The sequence below is a fragment of the Stenotrophomonas sp. STEN038 genome (assembly GCF_056759895.1).
Map to the genome: position 1 here is coordinate 1 of NZ_JBRRDW010000011.1, position 18,529 is coordinate 18,529.

General features: G+C 62.4%; 18 protein-coding genes and 1 tRNA gene. All 19 read left to right on the forward strand.

Features of this window, described 5'->3' with window-relative positions; translation table 11 throughout:
• The first annotated feature begins 243 nt into the window (after positions 1-243).
• The 19 genes from accD to ACVOLS_RS06515 all read left to right on the forward strand — a co-directional run bounded on the left by accD (position 244) and on the right by ACVOLS_RS06515 (position 18,527).
• Positions 244-1,125: an acetyl-CoA carboxylase, carboxyltransferase subunit beta gene (accD, locus tag ACVOLS_RS06425; protein WP_481544926.1), complete on the forward strand. Its 882-nt coding sequence runs from the start codon at positions 244-246 to the stop codon at positions 1,123-1,125.
• On the forward strand, positions 1,125-2,483 hold the full coding sequence (gene glmM / locus ACVOLS_RS06430; protein WP_481544927.1) for a phosphoglucosamine mutase: 1,359 nt from the start codon (positions 1,125-1,127) through the stop codon (positions 2,481-2,483). The genes accD and glmM overlap by 1 nt, the downstream gene beginning before the upstream one ends.
• Positions 2,484-2,556: 73 nt before the next feature.
• Positions 2,557-3,495 (forward strand): isopenicillin N synthase family dioxygenase, encoded by a 939-nt coding sequence (locus tag ACVOLS_RS06435; RefSeq protein WP_481544928.1) that lies wholly within the window; start codon positions 2,557-2,559, stop codon positions 3,493-3,495.
• 157 nt (positions 3,496-3,652) lie between these two features.
• Positions 3,653-4,408 (forward strand): triose-phosphate isomerase, encoded by a 756-nt coding sequence (tpiA, locus tag ACVOLS_RS06440; RefSeq protein WP_481544929.1) that lies wholly within the window; start codon positions 3,653-3,655, stop codon positions 4,406-4,408.
• Between the two features lie 29 nt (positions 4,409-4,437).
• Positions 4,438-4,884 carry a preprotein translocase subunit SecG gene (gene secG, locus ACVOLS_RS06445; RefSeq protein WP_481544930.1) on the forward strand — a complete coding sequence of 149 codons (447 nt, stop codon included), beginning with the start codon at positions 4,438-4,440 and terminating at the stop codon, positions 4,882-4,884.
• A 48-nt stretch (positions 4,885-4,932) separates the two neighbouring features.
• Positions 4,933-5,017: transfer RNA gene (locus ACVOLS_RS06450), tRNA-Leu, on the forward strand.
• A gap of 112 nt (positions 5,018-5,129) precedes the next feature.
• Complete coding sequence (locus ACVOLS_RS06455; protein WP_282268401.1) at positions 5,130-5,486, forward strand: NADH-quinone oxidoreductase subunit A; 357 nt, start codon at positions 5,130-5,132, stop codon at positions 5,484-5,486.
• Positions 5,477-6,031, forward strand: coding sequence for a NuoB/complex I 20 kDa subunit family protein (locus tag ACVOLS_RS06460; RefSeq protein WP_017354657.1), 555 nt, complete (start codon positions 5,477-5,479; stop codon positions 6,029-6,031). Before ACVOLS_RS06455 ends, ACVOLS_RS06460 begins: the two co-directional genes overlap by 10 nt.
• Before the next feature lie 32 nt (positions 6,032-6,063).
• A complete protein-coding gene (locus ACVOLS_RS06465) occupies positions 6,064-6,816 on the forward strand; it encodes an NADH-quinone oxidoreductase subunit C (RefSeq protein WP_481544931.1) in 753 nt (250 codons plus the stop codon).
• An 89-nt stretch (positions 6,817-6,905) separates the two neighbouring features.
• Positions 6,906-8,135 (forward strand): NADH-quinone oxidoreductase subunit D, encoded by a 1,230-nt coding sequence (locus ACVOLS_RS06470; RefSeq protein WP_481545006.1) that lies wholly within the window; start codon positions 6,906-6,908, stop codon positions 8,133-8,135.
• Between the two features lie 91 nt (positions 8,136-8,226).
• Positions 8,227-8,754 (forward strand): NADH-quinone oxidoreductase subunit NuoE, encoded by a 528-nt coding sequence (gene nuoE, locus ACVOLS_RS06475; protein WP_282268404.1) that lies wholly within the window; start codon positions 8,227-8,229, stop codon positions 8,752-8,754.
• A gap of 3 nt (positions 8,755-8,757) precedes the next feature.
• On the forward strand, positions 8,758-10,095 hold the full coding sequence (gene nuoF / locus ACVOLS_RS06480) for an NADH-quinone oxidoreductase subunit NuoF (RefSeq protein ID WP_282268405.1): 1,338 nt from the start codon (positions 8,758-8,760) through the stop codon (positions 10,093-10,095).
• A complete protein-coding gene (gene nuoG, locus ACVOLS_RS06485) occupies positions 10,092-12,326 on the forward strand; it encodes an NADH-quinone oxidoreductase subunit NuoG (protein WP_481544932.1) in 2,235 nt (744 codons plus the stop codon). The genes nuoF and nuoG overlap by 4 nt, the downstream gene beginning before the upstream one ends.
• A complete protein-coding gene (gene nuoH, locus ACVOLS_RS06490; RefSeq protein ID WP_481544933.1) occupies positions 12,323-13,417 on the forward strand; it encodes an NADH-quinone oxidoreductase subunit NuoH in 1,095 nt (364 codons plus the stop codon). The genes nuoG and nuoH overlap by 4 nt, the downstream gene beginning before the upstream one ends.
• A 3-nt stretch (positions 13,418-13,420) precedes the next feature.
• Positions 13,421-13,909 (forward strand): NADH-quinone oxidoreductase subunit NuoI, encoded by a 489-nt coding sequence (gene nuoI, locus ACVOLS_RS06495; RefSeq protein WP_296246079.1) that lies wholly within the window; start codon positions 13,421-13,423, stop codon positions 13,907-13,909.
• Between the two features lie 9 nt (positions 13,910-13,918).
• Positions 13,919-14,572, forward strand: coding sequence for an NADH-quinone oxidoreductase subunit J (locus ACVOLS_RS06500; RefSeq protein WP_296246080.1), 654 nt, complete (start codon positions 13,919-13,921; stop codon positions 14,570-14,572).
• Positions 14,569-14,874, forward strand: coding sequence for an NADH-quinone oxidoreductase subunit NuoK (gene nuoK, locus ACVOLS_RS06505; protein WP_054656949.1), 306 nt, complete (start codon positions 14,569-14,571; stop codon positions 14,872-14,874). Before ACVOLS_RS06500 ends, nuoK begins: the two co-directional genes overlap by 4 nt.
• Positions 14,875-14,881: 7 nt before the next feature.
• A complete protein-coding gene (nuoL, locus tag ACVOLS_RS06510) occupies positions 14,882-16,996 on the forward strand; it encodes an NADH-quinone oxidoreductase subunit L (protein ID WP_481544934.1) in 2,115 nt (704 codons plus the stop codon).
• Positions 16,997-17,015: 19 nt separating this feature from the next.
• Positions 17,016-18,527: an NADH-quinone oxidoreductase subunit M gene (locus tag ACVOLS_RS06515; RefSeq protein ID WP_481515245.1), complete on the forward strand. Its 1,512-nt coding sequence runs from the start codon at positions 17,016-17,018 to the stop codon at positions 18,525-18,527.
• Positions 18,528-18,529 lie beyond the last annotated feature (2 nt).

Consider the following 18,529-nt stretch of genomic DNA (forward strand, 5'->3'; position numbering starts at 1 on the left):
CCGAGATCTACACTCTCTCCGTCGTCGTCAGAGTCTGATGTGTATAAGAGACAGGCATGGGCTTTCCCCGGCAAGGCCCCTTGCCGAGCATGGCTCGGCACTACAGGACCCAGGACTGCCGCCAAACATACGTACCAGTAGGGATTGCGCCAGATCCGGTGCTGCGACTTGGTCGCAGTGGTGAGCTAGACTGTGGGCCCTGTCGTGGCCGCGAGGCCACCCTGAACGGAATTGTCATCCCGCATGAGTTGGCTCAGCAAGTTGATGCCGTCCGGCATCCGTACCGACAACACGCCCTCCAAAAAACGCAGCGTCCCCGAGGGGCTGTGGGAAAAATGCAGCAGCTGCGGCGCGGCCCTGTACCGCCCGGAGCTGGAAGAAAACCTGGAGGTCTGCCCGAAGTGCGGGCACCACATGGCTATTCGCGCGCGCGCTCGCCTGGCCTCGTTGTTTGATGCTGACAGCACCAGCGAGATCGCCGCCCGCCTTGGGCCGACCGACGTGCTCAAGTTCAAGGACCAGAAAAAATACATCGAGCGCATCAAGGCCAGCCAGAAGAACACCGGTGAGTACGACGCGCTGGTCGCCATGCGCGGCCTGCTGAAGGGCCGCCCGCTGGTAGCCTCGTCGTTCGACTTCGCCTTCATGGGCGGTTCGATGGGCTCGGTGGTCGGCGAGCGTTTCACGCTGGCGGCTGAGACGGCGCTGGAAATCGGCTGCCCCTACGTGTGCTTCTCCGCCTCTGGCGGCGCGCGCATGCAGGAAGGCCTGTTCTCGCTGATGCAGATGGCCAAGACCTCGGCGGCACTGGCCAAGCTGCGCGAAGCCGGCCTGCCGTACATCTCGGTGCTGACCCATCCCACCACTGGTGGCGTGTCGGCCTCGTTCGCAATGCTCGGCGACATCAATATCGCCGAACCGCAGGCGCTGATCGGCTTTGCCGGTCCGCGCGTGATTGAACAGACCGTGCGCGAAAAGCTGCCGGAAGGTTTCCAGCGTTCGGAGTTCCTGCTGGAGCACGGCGCGATCGACCAGATCTGTGATCGCCGCGAGATGCGTGACCGCTTGGCCGAGCTGTTGGCCATGCTGGGCCGTCAGCCGCAGCACGAGGAAGTCGCTGCCTGATGAGTGCGCGCAAGTATTTTGGCACCGACGGCATCCGCGGCCGGGTCGGCAAGGGCGTCATTTCCGCTGATTTCGTGCTGCGTGTTGGCAATGCGCTGGGTCGTGTGCTGGTCGCCCGCAGTGGTGGTCAGCAGCCGACCGTGGTGATCGGCAAGGACACGCGCATCTCCGGCTATATGTTCGAGTCGGCGTTGGAGGCGGGTCTGGTTGCCGCAGGCGCCAACGTGCAGCTGATCGGGCCGATGCCGACGCCGGCCGTCGCATTCCTGGCACATACACTGGGCGCCGATGCCGGCATCGTCATCAGTGCCTCGCACAACCCGCACTACGACAATGGCATCAAGTTCTTCTCCGCCGAAGGCGAGAAGCTCGATGACGCCACCGAGCTGGCGCTGGAAGCGGCGATGGATCAGCCGTTCTCGACGGTGGAGTCCGAGCAGCTGGGCAAGGCGGTACGCGCGCGTGATGCGGTCGGCCGTTACATCGAGTTCTGCAAGGCCAGTGTGCCGCGTAATTTCTATCTGCGCGGGCTCAAGGTCGTGCTCGATTGCGCCCATGGCGCTACCTATCATGTCGCGCCGTTGCTGTTCCGCGAGCTGGGTGCGGAAGTGACCGCCATCGGTGCCGAGCCGAATGGCATCAACATCAATGATGGCGTGGGCTCGATGCATATCGACAGCCTGGCGCGCAAGGTGACCGAGGTCGGTGCCGATATCGGTATCGCCTTCGATGGCGATGGCGACCGCGTGTTGATGGTCGATCACACCGGTGCTGCCGTGGACGGCGATGGTTTGCTGTACGTGCTGGCCAAGGCATGGCAGGCCAATGGCCGGCTGCGTGGGCCGGTAGTCGGCACCTTGATGACCAACTACGGGATGGAGCAAGCGCTGGAGCGTCTGGGTATTCCCTTCGTCCGCGCCAATGTTGGCGACCGCTACGTCCACCAGGCCCTGGTTGAGGGCAATGGTGTGCTCGGTGGTGAAGCCTCTGGCCACATCCTATGCCTGGACCGGGCGACCACCGGTGACGCCATTGTCAGTGCCTTGCAGGTGCTGGAAGTGCTCGGTGGTGCCGGCGTGAACCTGCGGCAGGCGCTGCAGGGGCTGGCGATGGTGCCGCAGAAGACGATCAATGTGCGCCTGGAGACGGGTGCGCGCGAAGTGGTTGCAAGTGCGCCGGTGCAGGCTGCGCTGGCGGCGGCGCAGGCCGCGGTGGCCGGGCGGGGCAGGGCGTTCCTGCGGCCGTCGGGTACCGAGCCGGTGGTGCGGGTCACGGTCGAGGCCGACGAAGCCGGGCTGATGAGCGCTACGCTTGAGGCGCTGGCTGACGCGGTTCGTTCGGCTGCCGCACAGGTTTGAGCTGGATCATAGTGGTGTTGCCGGGATGTCGGTTCCAATAGCCGGCGTCCCGTTCCCTTTCTTGGAGTTTTGTATGAGTTCCCGCATTCCCACCCTCGACATCACCCGTTTCGATACCGACCGTGACGCCTTCGTGGCCGAACTTGGCGCGGCGTATCGGCAGTGGGGTTTTGCGGGTATTCGCAACCACGGCATTCCGCAGGCGGAAATCGACGCCGCGTATGACGTGTTCAAGGCATTCTTCGCGCTGCCTGAAGATGTGAAGAAGCAGTACCACATCGCTGGCGGTGGCGGTGCGCGTGGCTATACCCAGTTTGGCGTGGAAACCGCCAAGGGCTCCAAGCACTTCGACCTGAAGGAGTTCTGGCACATCGGCCGCGAGATCGCCGACGACTCCAAGTATCGCGAGGTGATGCCGCCGAACCTGTGGCCGAGCGAAGTGCCGGGCTTCAAGGAGCATGGTTATGGCCTGTACCAGAAGCTCGATCAGCTGGGCTCACGCGTGCTGTCGGCGCTGGCCCTGCACATCGGCCTGCCGGAGGACTATTTCGCCGACAAGACCAACAACGGCAACTCGATCCTGCGCCCGATCCACTACCCGCCGATCACCACCGACGATATCCCCAATGTGCGCGCTGGCGCCCATGGCGACATCAATTTCATCACCTTGCTGGTCGGTGCCAGTGCGGCTGGTCTGGAAGTGCAGTCGCATGAGGGTGAGTGGGTGCCGTTCACCTCCGACGCCGACACCATCGTGGTCAACATCGGTGACATGCTGCAGCGCCTGACCAACCATGTGTACCCGTCCACCATCCACCGCGTGGTCAATCCTCCGGGTGAGCTGGCACGCAAGCCGCGCTATTCGGTGCCGTTCTTCCTGCACCCGAACCCGGATTTCCTGATCGACGTGCTGCCCTCGTGCATCACTGCGGAAAACCCGAGCCGCTACCCGGAGGCGATCACCGCCCACGGCTTCCTTGAAGAGCGCCTGCGCGAGATCAAGTTGAAGTAAGCCGGCGCTGGTTCCAGCAGCAGTCGCATCGACGCCGCCGTGGCCTTGGCCCGGCGGCGTTTCTGCATCTTGTCTTCCGTTGTCCGCAGTTTGTCCTGCCGATGTCTGCATATCGGCTATCCTTTGCCGATACTTTTTACCGCGGAGTTATGCCTGAATGCGCCAAAAAATCGTTGCGGGTAACTGGAAGCTGCATGGCAGCCGTCAATTCGCCACTGATCTGGTGGGGCAGGTGGCCGCTGGCCTGCCGTTGCCGGGGGTGCGCCTGGTGATCCTGCCGCCATTGCCCTATCTGGGGGATCTGGTCGAGGACTTCGAGGAGACGGAGCTGGCTTTTGGCTCGCAGGATGTCAGCAGCAACGAAAAGGGCGCCTACACGGGTGAGGTTTCGGCCAGCATGCTGGTGGACGTCGGCGCCAGCCATGGCCTGGTCGGGCACTCCGAGCGCCGCCAGTACCATCACGAGAGCAGTGAACTGGTCGCACGCAAGTTCGTGGCTGCCATCAATGCTGGTCTGATTCCAGTCTTATGTGTGGGTGAGACGCTGGAGCAGCGTGAGGCCGCGCAGACCGAGGCCGTGATTGCTTCGCAGCTGGCGCCGGTGCTGGACCTGGCTGGGGTGCAGGCCTTCGCCAAGGCTGTTGTCGCCTATGAGCCGGTCTGGGCAATTGGCACCGGCCGTACCGCCACGCCGGAGCAGGCGCAGGCGGTGCATGCGTTCATTCGTGGCGTAGTCGCCGAGCGCGATGCTAGAATTGCGGATTCGTTGTCGATCCTTTATGGCGGCAGCGTCAAGCCCGACAACGCTGAAGAGCTGTTTTCACAGCCTGACGTAGATGGCGGGCTGGTAGGTGGCGCTTCGCTGGTGGCGGCTGATTTTCTGGCCATCGCGAGAGCAGCGGCCAGTCGCTAACGGGTAATTGTCCGGGACGGATTTCTAAAATGCTGATGTTGATCCTCAATGTGGTCTATGTGCTGGTGGCGCTCGCGATGATCGCGCTGATCCTGATGCAGCGTGGCTCGGGTGCTGCCGCTGGTTCGGGCTTCGGTGCCGGCGCGTCGGGTACGGTGTTTGGCGCGCGTGGCGCGTCCAACTTCCTGTCCAAGAGCACCAAATGGCTGGCCGTGGTGTTTTTCGGCATCAGCTTGTTCATGGCGTGGTACGCCAGCCACGGTTCGCGTCCGTCGGACCAGGGTGTGGGTCTGATGGGTGCGGTTGAAGCGGCGGCCCCGGCCGCTGCGCCGGCGGTTCCGGCAGGTGAGTTGCAGGCTGTTCCGGCGGCTCCGGCTACCGCGGCCGTGGGTGAAGTGCCGCAGGCAACGGCTCCGGCGGAAAATATTCCCGCCAAGAGCGAAGAAAAGCCCGCTGAACCCGCACAGAAAGACTGAAGACGGTTACAATACGCGGCGCACTGCGAAGCAGCTGCGCTGACGTAAGCCCAGGTGGCGGAATTGGTAGACGCACTACCTTGAGGTGGTAGCGACGAGAGTCGTAGGGGTTCGAGTCCCCTCTTGGGCACCATTGTTTTATGCGGGTACACGGGTTGCAGCAGCTTCCCGTCGTGGCAAGTCCCGTTCATCCCCCATGCCTTGGCACCTGCAGGTGTCCCGGGCAGAGGCAAGAGAGAATCGCTGTGCTGGCCGAATATTTGCCGTCTCTGCTGTTTCTGATCGTCGCCACCGGCATCGGCGTTGCGCTGATGTTGATCGGTCGGTTCCTCGCTCCGCGTTCGCCGGACACCGAGAAGCTCTCCGCCTATGAGTGTGGCTTCGAGGCGTTCGAGAACGCGCGCATGAAGTTCGATGTGCGCTACTACCTCATCGCCATCCAGTTCATCGTCTTTGATCTGGAAATCATCTTTATTGTGCCCTGGACCCAGGTGTTCATGGAGCTCGGCGCGCGTTCGCTGGTCACCATGGGCTTGTTCGTGGGCATGCTGTTCCTCGGCTTTATCTACGTGTGGAAGAAGGGAGCGCTGGAATGGGAGTGATCCAAACTCTCGACGGCCTGATGAACAACCCCGTTCCGGAAGGGCGGGTTGATGACATTCTGCGGCCTGAAGGCGATAACCCCCTGCTCGAGAAGGGTTATGTGACCACCAGCGTTGATGCGCTGTTGAACTGGGCACGTACCGGCTCGATGTGGCCCATGACCTTCGGTCTGGCCTGCTGCGCGGTGGAAATGATGCACGCTGGTGCGGCGCGTCTGGACCTTGACCGTTATGGCGTGGTGTTCCGTCCCTCGCCGCGACAGTCCGACGTGATGATCGTGGCCGGTACCCTGGTCAACAAGATGGCCCCGGCGCTGCGCAAGGTCTACGACCAGATGCCGGACCCGAAGTGGGTCATCTCAATGGGTAGCTGCGCCAACGGCGGTGGTTACTACCATTATTCCTATGCAGTGGTGCGCGGTTGCGATCGTGTGGTGCCGGTGGACGTCTACGTCCCGGGCTGCCCGCCGACGGCCGAGGCGCTGGTGTACGGCATTTTGCAGCTGCAGAAGAAGATCTGGCGTACCCAGACCATCGCACGCTGACCCCCTTTCAAATCAAGAGCACGCCAGCCCCCATGGCCCAGCAAGCACCTTCTCTCATCGATAAACTTCGCGCCCGTTTTGCCGGTGCGCAGGTTGTGGTGGTCGAACCGCGCGGCGAAGTAACGCTGGAAGTGGCTGTTGCCGATTGGCACGCAACCGCTCTGGCGCTGCGTGACGAGTTCGGCTTCGAGCACGCCACCGACCTGTGTGGCGTCGATTACCTCGGTTACGGCAGCGACGAGTGGGATACCTCGGACGTTTCCTCGCACGGCTTCAGCCGTGGCGTGGAAGGCAGTGGCGCCGGTCGTTTCGCCTGGGGTGAATTCCCCAGCCACGAAACCGCCGAAGGTGCGCAGCCGGATGCACTGCCGAAGCAGCGCTTCGCGGTGGTCTGCCAGCTGCGTTCCTACCAGCACAACCAGCTGCTGCGCATCCGTTGCTACGCACCGAGCGAATCGCTGCCGGTGGTGGCCTCGCTGACCGATATCCATCCGGGCCTTAACTGGTTCGAGCGCGAAGCATTCGACCTGTATGGCGTGATCTTCGAAGGCCACCCGGACCTGCGTCGCATCCTGACCGACTACGGTTTCGTGGGCCATCCGTTCCGCAAGGATTTCCCGCTGATCGGCAACGTCGAAGTGCGTTACGACGAAGAAAAGAAGCGCGTGGTCTACGAGCCGGTGACTTCGGTCGAGCCGCGCGTAGGCGTGCCGCGTGTTATCCGCGACGATGCCCGTTTCCAGACCGCTGAAGGCGAGCGCGCGCAGACGGAGGCAAGCAAGTGAGTGCGGACGTAAAGAAGGAATTCCACCAGGCCTCGCAGGCCTTTGCGAGCAATCCTGCTGAAGCCAAGCAGGAGATCCGCAACTACACCATGAATTTCGGCCCACAGCATCCGGCCGCGCATGGTGTGCTGCGCCTGATCCTGGAAATGGACGGCGAGACCATCATGCGCGCCGATCCGCATATCGGCCTGCTGCACCGCGCGACCGAGAAGCTGGCCGAATCCAAGCCGTTCAACCAGTCGATCGGTTACATGGATCGCCTGGATTACTGCTCGATGATGTGCAACGAGCACGCCTATGTCCGTGCCATCGAAACCCTGGTTGGTATCGAAGTGCCGGAGCGTGCGCAGTACATCCGCACCATGTTCGATGAAGTCACCCGCATCCTGAACCACTTGATGTGGCTGGGCTCCAACGCGCTCGATCTAGGCGCGATGGCGGTGATGCTGTACGCCTTCCGTGAGCGCGAAGAGCTGATGGACTGCTACGAAGCAGTCTCCGGCGCGCGCATGCACGCGGCGTACTACCGTCCGGGTGGCGTGTACCGCGATCTGCCGGACACCATGCCGAAGTACAAGGAATCGCGTTGGCACAAGGGCAATGCGCTGAAGCGTCTGAACGCTTCGCGCGAGGGCTCGCTGCTCGACTTCCTGGAGAACTTCACCAAGGAGTTCCCGGGTCGCGTTGACGAATACGAAACCCTGCTGACCGACAACCGTATCTGGAAACAGCGTACCGTTGGCATCGGCGTGATCACCCCGGAGCATGCAATGGCCTGGGGCATGACCGGCGTGATGCTGCGTGGCTCGGGTATTGCCTGGGATCTGCGCAAGAAGCAGCCGTACGCCAAGTACGACGCGGTCGATTTCGACCTGCCGCTGGGCACCAAGGGCGACTGCTACGACCGTTACCTGGTGCGCATTGCCGAAATGCGCGAATCCAACCGCATCATCAAGCAGTGCGTGGCGTGGCTGAAGGCCAATCCGGGCCCGGTGATGGTCAAGAACTTCAAGGTCGCCCCGCCGGCTCGCGCCGAGATGAAGGACGACATGGAAGCGCTGATCCATCACTTCAAGCTGTTCAGTGAAGGCTACTGCGTGCCGGCCGGCGAAACCTATGCGGCGGTTGAAGCGCCCAAGGGCGAGTTCGGCTGCTACCTGGTTTCCGACGGTGCCAACAAGCCGTTCCGCGCCCACCTGCGCGCGCCGGGCTTCGCTCATCTGTCCTCGATCGACTCGGTCGTGCGCGGCCACATGCTGGCCGACGTCGTGGCAATGATCGGCACCTACGACCTCGTGTTCGGTGAGGTTGACCGGTAATGCCGGCGGATCAGACATCGTCCGTTGCCTGGGCGGTCCTGCCGCCGCGGGCATCGGTTTTTCAGCTTTTGGTATTCGTTGAGGTCGGCCTATGAAGGCGACGGGTAATTTCGAGGCGGCGCGCAACGTCGACCCGATGGTGGTGTTGAGCGACAAGACGCGCGCTCACATCGATCACTGGCTGTCCAAGTTCCCGCCGGATCGCAAGCGTTCGGCGGTGCTGCAGGGGCTGCATGCCGCACAGGAGCAGAACCAGGGCTGGCTGAGCGACGAGCTGATCGCCGGCGTGGCCAAGTACCTGGACCTGCCGTTCGTGTGGGCGTACGAAGTTGCAACCTTCTACTCGATGTTCGAGACCGAGAAGGTTGGCCGCAACAACGTCGCCATCTGCACCAACGTCAGCTGCTGGCTCAATGGCGCCGACGACATCGTCCGCCATTGCGAGAAGAAGCTGGGCATCAAGCACGGTGAATCGACTGCTGACGGCCGCGTCTACCTCAAGAAAGAGGAAGAGTGCCTGGCTGGCTGTGCCGGTGCGCCGATGATGGTCATCAATGGCCATTACCACGAGCGCCTGACGCTGGACCAGGTCGATGCGCTGCTGGACGGGCTGGAGTAAGGCATGGCACACCACGAATCCAAGGGCCCGGTCGGACCGGCGCCGCTTCCGCACAACGTGGTCTACACCACGCTGCATTACGACACCCCGTGGTCGTACGAAAGCTATCTGAAGACAGGTGGTTACGCCGCGCTGCGCAAGATCCTCGAAGAGAAGATCCCGCCGGCCGACGTCATCGAGATGGTCAAGCAGTCCGGCCTGCGTGGCCGTGGCGGTGCAGGCTTCCCGACCGGCCTGAAGTGGTCCTTCATGCCCAAGGGTGATGTGCAGAAGTACATCCTCTGCAACTCGGATGAATCCGAGCCGGGCACCTGCAAGGACCGCGACATCCTGCGCTACAACCCGCATTCGGTCGTGGAAGGCATGGCGATCGCCTGCTACGCCACCGGCTCGACCGCGGCGTACAACTACCTGCGTGGTGAATTCCACCACGAGCCGTTCGAGCACTTCGAGCAGGCCCTGGCCGATGCCTACAAGCACGGCTGGCTGGGCAAGAACGTGCTGGGCAGCGGTTGCGACATCGACATCTATGGCGCGCTGGGCGCCGGCGCCTACATCTGCGGCGAAGAAACCGCACTGATGGAATCGCTGGAAGGCAAGAAGGGCCAGCCGCGTTACAAGCCGCCGTTCCCGGCCAACTTCGGCCTGTACGGCAAGCCGACCACGATCAACAACACCGAGACCTATGCTTCGGTGCCGGCGATCATCCGCAACGGCGCGGAGTGGTTCAAGAACCTGAGCCTGACCAACAACGGCGGCCCGAAGTGCTTCTCGGTCTCCGGCTGCGTGACCAAGGGCGGCAACTTTGAAGTTCCCTTGGGCACCACCTTCGACGACCTGCTGGCGATGGCCGGTGGCCTGCGTCCGGGTCGCAAGCTGAAGGGCGCAATTCCGGGCGGCGTGTCGATGCCGGTGCTGACCGCCGAGCAGCTCAACGGGCTGGCGATGGATTACGACACCATCCGTGCACTGGGCTCGGGCCTGGGTTCGGGTGCCATCGTGGTGCTGGATGACAGCGTTTGCTGCGTCAAGTTCGCTTGCCGTATCAGCCAGTTCTTCCACAAGGAATCCTGTGGCCAGTGCACCCCGTGCCGTGAAGGTACCGGCTGGATGCACCGTGTGCTGGAGCGCATCGTCGCCGGCCAGGCCACGATGGAAGACCTGCATCAGCTGAAGACGGTTGCCGGCCAGATTGAAGGCCACACCATCTGTGCGTTCGGTGAGGCGGCAGCGTGGCCGATTCAAGGCTTCCTGCGCCAGTTCTGGAACGAATTCGAGTACTACATCGTCAACGGTCATTCGATGGTTGACGGCAAGAAGGTGGAGACTGCTGCCGCATGAGCGCGCAACCGGTAAATCCCAACGTACCGCCGGATCACGTGACCATCGATATCGATGGCCAGTCCCTGGTCGTACCCAAGGGTTCGATGATCATCCAGGCCGCCGACAAGGCTGGCATCCCGATTCCGCGCTTCTGCTACCACGAGAAGCTGCCGATCGCCGCAAACTGCCGCATGTGCCTGGTCGACGTTGAAAAGTCGCCCAAGCCGTCGCCGGCCTGCGCAACCCCGGTCATGGATGGCATGAAGATCCAGACCCGAAACGAAAAGGCGCTCAAGTACCAGCGTTCGGTGATGGAGTTCCTGCTCATCAACCACCCGCTGGACTGCCCGATCTGCGATCAGGGCGGCGAGTGCGAACTGCAGGACGTGTCGCTGGGCTACGGCCGTTCGGTCAGCCGCTTCAACGAGCGCAAGCGCGTTGTGGTCGACGAGGACATGGGGCCGCTGGTCGCCACCGAGATGACCCGCTGCATCCAGTGCACCCGTTGCGTGCGCTTCACCGCTGAAGTTGCTGGCACCTACGAGCTGGGTGGCATGTCGCGTGGTGAAAACCTGCAGATCGGTACCTACGACGGCAAGCCGTTGACCACCGAGCTGTCCGGCAACGTCATCGACGTATGCCCGGTCGGCGCGCTGACCAACAAGGTGTTCCAGTTCAAGGCACGCCCGTGGGAACTGACCGCTCGCGAATCGCTGGGTTACCACGATGCGATGGGCTCGAACCTGTTCCTGCACACCCGTCGCGGCGAAGTGCTGCGCGCGGTGCCGCGTGACAACGAGCTGGTCAACGAATGCTGGCTGTCCGACCGCGATCGTTATTCGCATCAGGGCCTGTATGCAGCCGACCGCGCGGTCAAGCCGCTGCAGAAGGTCAATGGCGAGTGGAAGGAAGTGAGCTGGGCCGAAGGTCTGGCCGCTGCCCGCGAAATCTTCGAAGCCAACCGTGGCGACGAGCTCGGCGTGCTGGTGCACCCGGCGACGTCGAACGAGGAGGGCGCATTGCTGGCCCGCCTGGCCGCTGGCCTGGGTTCGAACAACATCGACCACCGCATCAACAACCGCGACTTCTCCGATGCGCCGGTTGCCGAAGCGTTCGGCATGTCGCTGGCCGACATCGAGCACGCTGATCAGATCGTTGTGCTGGGTAGCAATATCCGCCACGAACTGCCGCTGCTGCACGCTCGCCTGCGCAAGGCGCAGACCACGAACGGCGCCAAGATCCATTCGATCAACCCGGTCGATTTCGACTTCGCGTTCAAGCTGGCTGGCAAGCACATCGTTGCACCGTCGCGCTTCGTCGAGACGCTGGGCAATGCGCAGCTGGTCGACGCGGTGAAGGGCGGCAACAACACCGTCATCATCGTCGGTGCGATTGCCGAGAATCACCCGCAGGCCGCTGCCATCCGTGCTGCTGCCAGTGCGTTTGCCGCTGCCACCGGCGCCAAGCTGTGCCGCATCCCGCAGGGTGCGAATGCCGTGGGTCTGGCCAAGGTTGGCGTGCTGCCGGCCGGCAAGGACGTCAATGCAATGCTGGCGCAGCCGCGCAAGGCCTATGCCCTGTACGGCATCGAGCCGGGCCTGGACTTCGCCGATACCGCCGCTGCCCGCAAGGCCCTGGCCGGTGCCAAGGTCGTGGCCTTCAGCCACTTCGCCTGCACCTCGACCCGCGATGTGGCCGATGTGATCCTGCCGATTGGCGCGCTGCCGGAAATCGACGCAACGCTGACCAATCTGGACGGCCGCAACCAGGTCGCCCGTGCTGGCGGCAAGCTGCAGGGCGAGGCCCGCGAGGGCTGGCGCGTGCTGCGTGCGCTGGGTGGTGACATGCAGTTGGCTGGCTTCGGTTTCACCGATCTGGCAGGCCTGCGTGCCGGCCTGCAGCCGGTCACGGTCAAGGTTGCCGCTTCGGCGCAGCCGCAGCTGGCAGGCGAGGGCTTTGAAGTGGCTTCGACCCCGGCGATCTACCGCACCGATGCCGTCGTGCGTCGTGCGCAGGCGCTGCAGTCGCATCCGCTCAACAATGATCCGCGCATCGTGCTCAACGCCGATGACGCCGCACGTCTGCAGCTGAGCGAGGGCCAGATGGCCAAGGTCGGTACCGACGCTGGTCGCGCCACGCTGTCGGTCGTGGTCGACGCCCGCGTTGCTGCCGGTACGGTGTGGATTGAATCGGGCCACGGCGCAACCGCGCCGCTGGGTGCCGCTCGGGTAACGGTGGTGGCTGCATGAACGAGTTGCTGTTAAACGCGATCGAGCCCTTGTTCCAGTGGTTCATGTCCCTGGGTGACATCGGCATCGTGCTGTGGACGGTGATCAAGATCCTCTTGATCGCCATGCCGGTGATCATTTCGGTTGCCTTCTACGTGTTGTGGGAGCGCAAGCTGATCGGCTGGATGCACGTGCGCCACGGGCCGATGTATGTCGGTCTGGGTGGCCTGCTGCAGGCCTTCGCCGACGTCACCAAGCTGCTGTTCAAGGAAATCATTGCCCCGGCCAGCGCACACAAGGCGATGTACATCATCGCGCCGCTGATCGTGCTGGCACCGTCGTTCGCGGCGTGGGCGGTGGTTCCGTTCGACTACAAGCTGGTGCTGTCCAACGCCAACGTTGGTCTGTTGTACCTGCTGGCGATGACCTCGCTGGGCGTGTACGGCGTGATCCTCGCTGGTTGGGCTTCCAACTCCAAGTACGCCTTCCTCGGTGCGATGCGTTCGGCCGCTCAGGTGGTCAGCTACGAAATCGCGATGGGCTTCGCTCTGGTCGGCGTGATGATTGCCGCCGGTAGCTTGAACCTGACCGACATCGTGCTGGCGCAGCAGGGCAATTCGGGTCTGTTCGACTGGTTCCTGCTGCCGCTGTTCCCGCTGTTCGTCGTGTACTGGGTGTCCGGCGTTGCCGAAACCAACCGCGCGCCGTTCGACGTGGTGGAAGGCGAGTCGGAAATCGTTGCCGGCCACATGGTGGAGTACTCCGGCGGGGCGTTCGCACTGTTCTTCCTGGCCGAGTACGCCAACATGATCCTGGTCAGCTTCCTGATCTCGATCTTCTTCCTCGGCGGCTGGCTGAGCCCGCTCCAGGGTTGGATCACGGCAGACATCTCGCCGTGGATCAACTGGATCTGGACCGGCGGTTGGCCGTGGTTGCTGCTCAAGGTGCTGTTCTTCGCCAGTGCGTACATCTGGTTCCGTGCCAGCTTCCCGCGCTTCCGTTATGACCAGATCATGCGTCTGGGCTGGAAGGTGTTCATCCCGCTGACCATTTTCTGGATCGCGGTGACGGCACTGATGGTGTTCTACGGCGTGATCCAGAAGGGCGTTTGATTCATGAATAAGATCACCCACTATTTCAAAAGCCTGCTGCTCCTGGAGTTGCTCGGCGGCTTGTGGCTGACGTTGAAATACACGTTCAAGCCCAAGTACACCGTTATGTACCCGATGGAGAAGTTCCCGCAGTCGCCGCGTTTCCGTGGCCTGCACGCCCTGCGCCGTTATCCCAACGGTGAAGAGCGCTGCATCGCCTGCAAACTGTGCGAAGCGGTGTGCCCCGCATTGGCGATCACCATCGACTCGGCCAAACGCGAAGACGGCACCCGCCGTACCACGCGTTACGAAATCGACCTGTTCAAGTGCATCTTCTGCGGCTTCTGCGAAGAAAGCTGCCCGGTGGACTCGATCGTCGAGACCCACATTCTCGAGTACCACTTCGAGAAGCGTGGCGAGAACATCATCACCAAGCCGCAGCTGCTGGCAATTGGCGACCGGCTTGAAGCCGAAATCGCCGAGCGCCGCGCCGCCGACGCTGCCTTCCGCTGAGGTCTTGAGATGGATTGGGTAAATATTTGTTTCTGGTTCTTCTCCATCATTGCCGGCATTTCCGCGGCAGCGGTGATCAGTGTGCGCAACCCGGTGTACGCCGTGCTGTGCTTGATCCTGACGTTCTTCTCCATTGCCTGCGTCTGGTTGCTGGTGGGGGCCGAGTTCCTCGGCGTCACCCTGGTGCTGGTCTACGTCGGCGCGGTGATGGTGTTGTTCCTGTTCGTGGTGATGATGCTGGACATCGACACCACCAACCTGCGTGAAGGCTGGGTGCGTTACCTGCCGGTCGGCCTGGTGGTCGCGGTGGTGATGCTGGTGCAGATGCTGACCCTGATCGGCATCAAGGCACGCACCGCGCCGTTCCCGGTGGACAACGCCGCTGCGGTGGCCGCCGATACGTCCAACATCACCTGGCTGGCACGCAGCCTGTTCACTGAATACCTGCTGCCGTTCGAGTTCGCGGCCGTGATCCTGACCGTCGCCGTGGTGGCAGCCGTGATGCTGACCCTGCGCCGTCGCGAGGGCCTGAAGACGCAGAACCCGACCGAGCAGACCATGACCAAGGCAAAAGACCGCCTGCGCATGGTCAAGATGGCCGCCGAAAAGCCGGTGGTGCAGGTCGATACGCAACATGACGGTGGCGAGGAGGCCAAGCCATGATTTCCCTGGGCCATATGCTTGCGCTGGGCGCGGTGATGTTCTGCATCAGCGTTGCCGGCATCTTCCTCAACCGCAAGAACATCATCGTGTTGTTGATGTCGATCGAACTGATGCTGTTGTCGGTGAACATCAACTTCATCGCCTTCTCGCGTGAGCTGGGCGACACCGCCGGTCAGCTGTTCGTGTTCTTCATCCTGACCGTGGCCGCGGCCGAAGCTGCAATCGGCCTCGCGATCCTGGTGACCTTGTTCCGTACTCGCCACACCATCAACGTGGGCGAAGTCGATTCGCTGAAGGGCTGATCCGAAGATGGAAATCACTCTCTCCAAGAGTCTGTTGATTGCAGTGGTGCTTGCACCGCTGTTCGGCAGCATGATCGCCGGCCTGTTCGGTCGTCAGGTGGGGCGCAAGGGCGCCCAGTACATCACCATCCTGGGCGTGGCCATCAGCTGCGGGCTGTCGGCCTACATCTTCTCCCAGCTGTTGTGGGGTGGGGCGCAGCCGTACAACCAGAACGTCTACACCTTCTTTGAAGTTGGCCAGTACGCGGCTCACGTCGGTTTCATGATCGACCGTTTGACCGCGATGATGATGGTGGTGGTGACCTTCGTGTCGCTGCTGGTCCACATCTACTCGATCGGCTACATGTCCGAAGACGACGGCTACCAGCGTTTCTTCAGCTACATCTCGCTGTTCACCTTCTCGATGCTCACCCTGGTGATGAGCAACAACTTCCTGCAGCTGTTCTTCGGCTGGGAAGCGGTGGGCCTGGTGTCGTACCTGCTGATCGGCTTCTACTTCAAGAAGCCCACGGCCATCTTCGCCAACATGAAGGCCTTCCTGGTCAATCGCGTCGGTGACTTCGGTTTCCTGCTCGGCATCGCCGGCATCCTGTGGGCCTTCGGTTCGCTGGACTACGCCACCGTGTTCGCCAATGCCAGCACCGTGCTCGGCACTGAGACCACCGGTCACGCGATGGTGCAGCTGATCGGCGATCACCAGTGGAGCGTGGCAACCATCATCTGCATCTGTCTGTTCATCGGTGCAATGGGCAAGTCCGCCCAGGTGCCGTTGCACGTGTGGCTGCCGGACTCGATGGAAGGCCCGACCCCGATCTCGGCACTGATCCACGCCGCGACCATGGTCACCGCGGGTATCTTCATGGTGACCCGCATGTCGCCGCTGTTCGAGCTGTCGCAGACCGCGCTGGACTTCATCCTGTTCATCGGCGCCACCACCGCGTTCTTCACCGGCCTGATCGGCATTGTGCAGACCGACATCAAGCGCGTGGTTGCGTACTCGACCTTGTCGCAGCTGGGCTACATGACGGTTGCGCTGGGCGTGTCGGCTTACTCGGGCGCTGTGTTCCACCTGATGACCCACGCCTTCTTCAAGGCGCTGCTGTTCCTCGGTGCCGGTTCGGTGATCATGGGCATGCACCATGAGCAGAACATGATGAAGATGGGCGGCCTGCGCAAGTACATGCCGACCACCCACATCACCATGTGGATCGGTACGCTAGCCCTGGTCGGTACCCCGTTCTTCTCGGGTTTCTACTCCAAGGACACCATCATCGAAGCGGCCGCGATGCACGCGCATGCTGCCGATGCTGGCTGGGTCGCGCTGTACGGCTACTGGGCGGTGCTGGGTGGCGTAATCGTCACCAGCTTCTACAGCTTCCGTCTGCTGTTCCTGACCTTCTTCGGCAAGGAACGCTTCCGCGATGCGCACGATGATCACCACGCTGATCATGGCCACGGCCACGATGATCACCACGGTCATGGCCCGCACGTGCCACATGAGTCGCCGTTGGTGGTGACCATCCCGCTGATCCTGCTTGCCATCCCGTCCATCCTCATCGGCTTCTTCACCATCGGCCCGATGCTGTTTGGTACCGGCTGGGACGGCCACGCCGCCGCCGCCGGTATTCCTGGCCAGACCATGTCGTTCTTCACCGGCATCGTCGACTTCTACGACCCGGCACGTGACACCATTGCCGAAGTGGGCAAGGAGTTCTGGCACGGTTCGGTGGCCTATGCGGTACACGGCATGCAGATGCCGGCGTTCTGGCTGACGGTTGCAGGTTTCGCGCTGGCCTGGGTGTTCTACATCTGGAAGCCGGAACTGGCAGGACAGGCTCGCAAGACCCTGGCGCCGGTGGTTTCGGTGCTGGAAAACAAGTACGGCTTCGACAAGCTCTGGATCGACGGCTTTGCCGGCGGTGGTGTGCAGCTCGGCAAGGCCGCCCGTGCCGTTGATAGCACGGTCGTTGATGGGGTGATGGTCAATGGTTCGGCGCGTCTGGTCGACCTGGCTGCCAACCTGTTGCGCCGCACCCAATCCGGTTTCCTCTACCACTACGCGTTCGCGATGATCATCGGCCTGATTGCCCTGTTGGGCGTGCTGATGCATTTCTGGCGTTGACCTGTACGGAATAGAAGACGTGTCGAACTGGCCTCTACTTAGCATTCTCATCTGGCTGCCGATCATCGGCGGTGCCTTGATCCTCGCCTTGCGTAACGCCCAGGCTGCCCGTTGGGCATCCTTGGCGGTGGCATTGCTCACCTTCCTGCTCAGCCTTGGCTTGCTCAGCGGCTACGACCGCGGCGCTGCCGATGTGATGCAGTTCGTCGAACAGCATCCGTGGATCCCGGCGTTCGACATTGGCTACAACCTGGCCGTCGACGGCATCGCCATCGCCTTGATCCTGCTGACCACGCTGATTGGCGTGCTGGCACTGATCGGCGCCTGGGGCGTGGTCGACAAGCGCGTCAACCAGTACGTGGCTGCCTTCCTGATCCTGGAAGGCGTGACGGTCGGCATCTTCGCCGCCACCGACGCGATGCTGTTCTACGTGTTCTTCGAAGCCATGCTGATCCCGATGTTCCTGATCATCGGCGTCTGGGGCGGTCCGCGTCGTATCTACGCGGCCATGAAGTTCTTCTTGTACACCTTCCTCGGCTCGGTGCTGATGCTGGTGGCACTGATCTATCTGTACCTGAAGGGCGGCAGCTTCCAGTTGGTTGACCTGTATCAGCTGCAGCTGTCGGGCAAGGAACAGACGTGGATATTCTTCGCCTTCCTGATCGCCTTCGCGGTCAAGGTGCCGATGTTCCCGGTGCACACCTGGCTGCCGGACGCGCACGTTGAAGCGCCGACCGCGGGTTCGGTGATCCTGGCCGCAATCGCACTGAAGATTGGTGGCTACGGTTTCCTGCGCTTCAACCTGCCGATCGTCCCCGATGCAAGCCACGAGTGGGCATGGCTGGTGATCGCGCTGTCGCTGGTGGCGGTGATCTACGTCGGCCTGGTGGCAATGGTGCAGGACGACATGAAGAAGCTGATTGCTTATTCGTCGGTCGCGCATATGGGTTTCGTCACCCTGGGTACCTTCACGGCGCTGTGGCTGGTGCGTGACGCCGGCAACGCCGATGCCGCCCGTCTGGGCCTGCAGGGCGCCATGGTGCAGATGATTTCGCACGGCTTTGTGTCCGGCGCGATGTTCTCCTGCGTGGGCGTGCTGTATGACCGCATGCACAGCCGCCGCATCGCCGATTACGGCGGCGTGGTCAACGTGATGCCGTGGTTTGCTGCCTTTGCATTGCTGTTCTTCATGGCCAACTCCGGCCTGCCGGGCACCAGCGGCTTCGTTGGTGAGTTCATGATCGTGCTGGCTGCATTCCAGTGGAACCCGCTGGTTGCCCTGGGCGCTGCGACCACGCTGATCATCAGTGCGGCGTATTCGCTGTGGCTGTACAAGCGCGTGTTCTTCGGTGAGGTGGGCAACGCCCACGTCGCCGAGCTGAAGGACATGAATGGTCGTGAGTGGCTGGTAATGACCGTGTTTGCGGTCGGTACGTTGGTGCTGGGCTTCTACCCCAAGCCGCTGACCGATCTGATGGAGCCGTCCATCGCCCATCTGGCGATGCAGATCGCTTCTAGCAAGCTGCTGTAAGC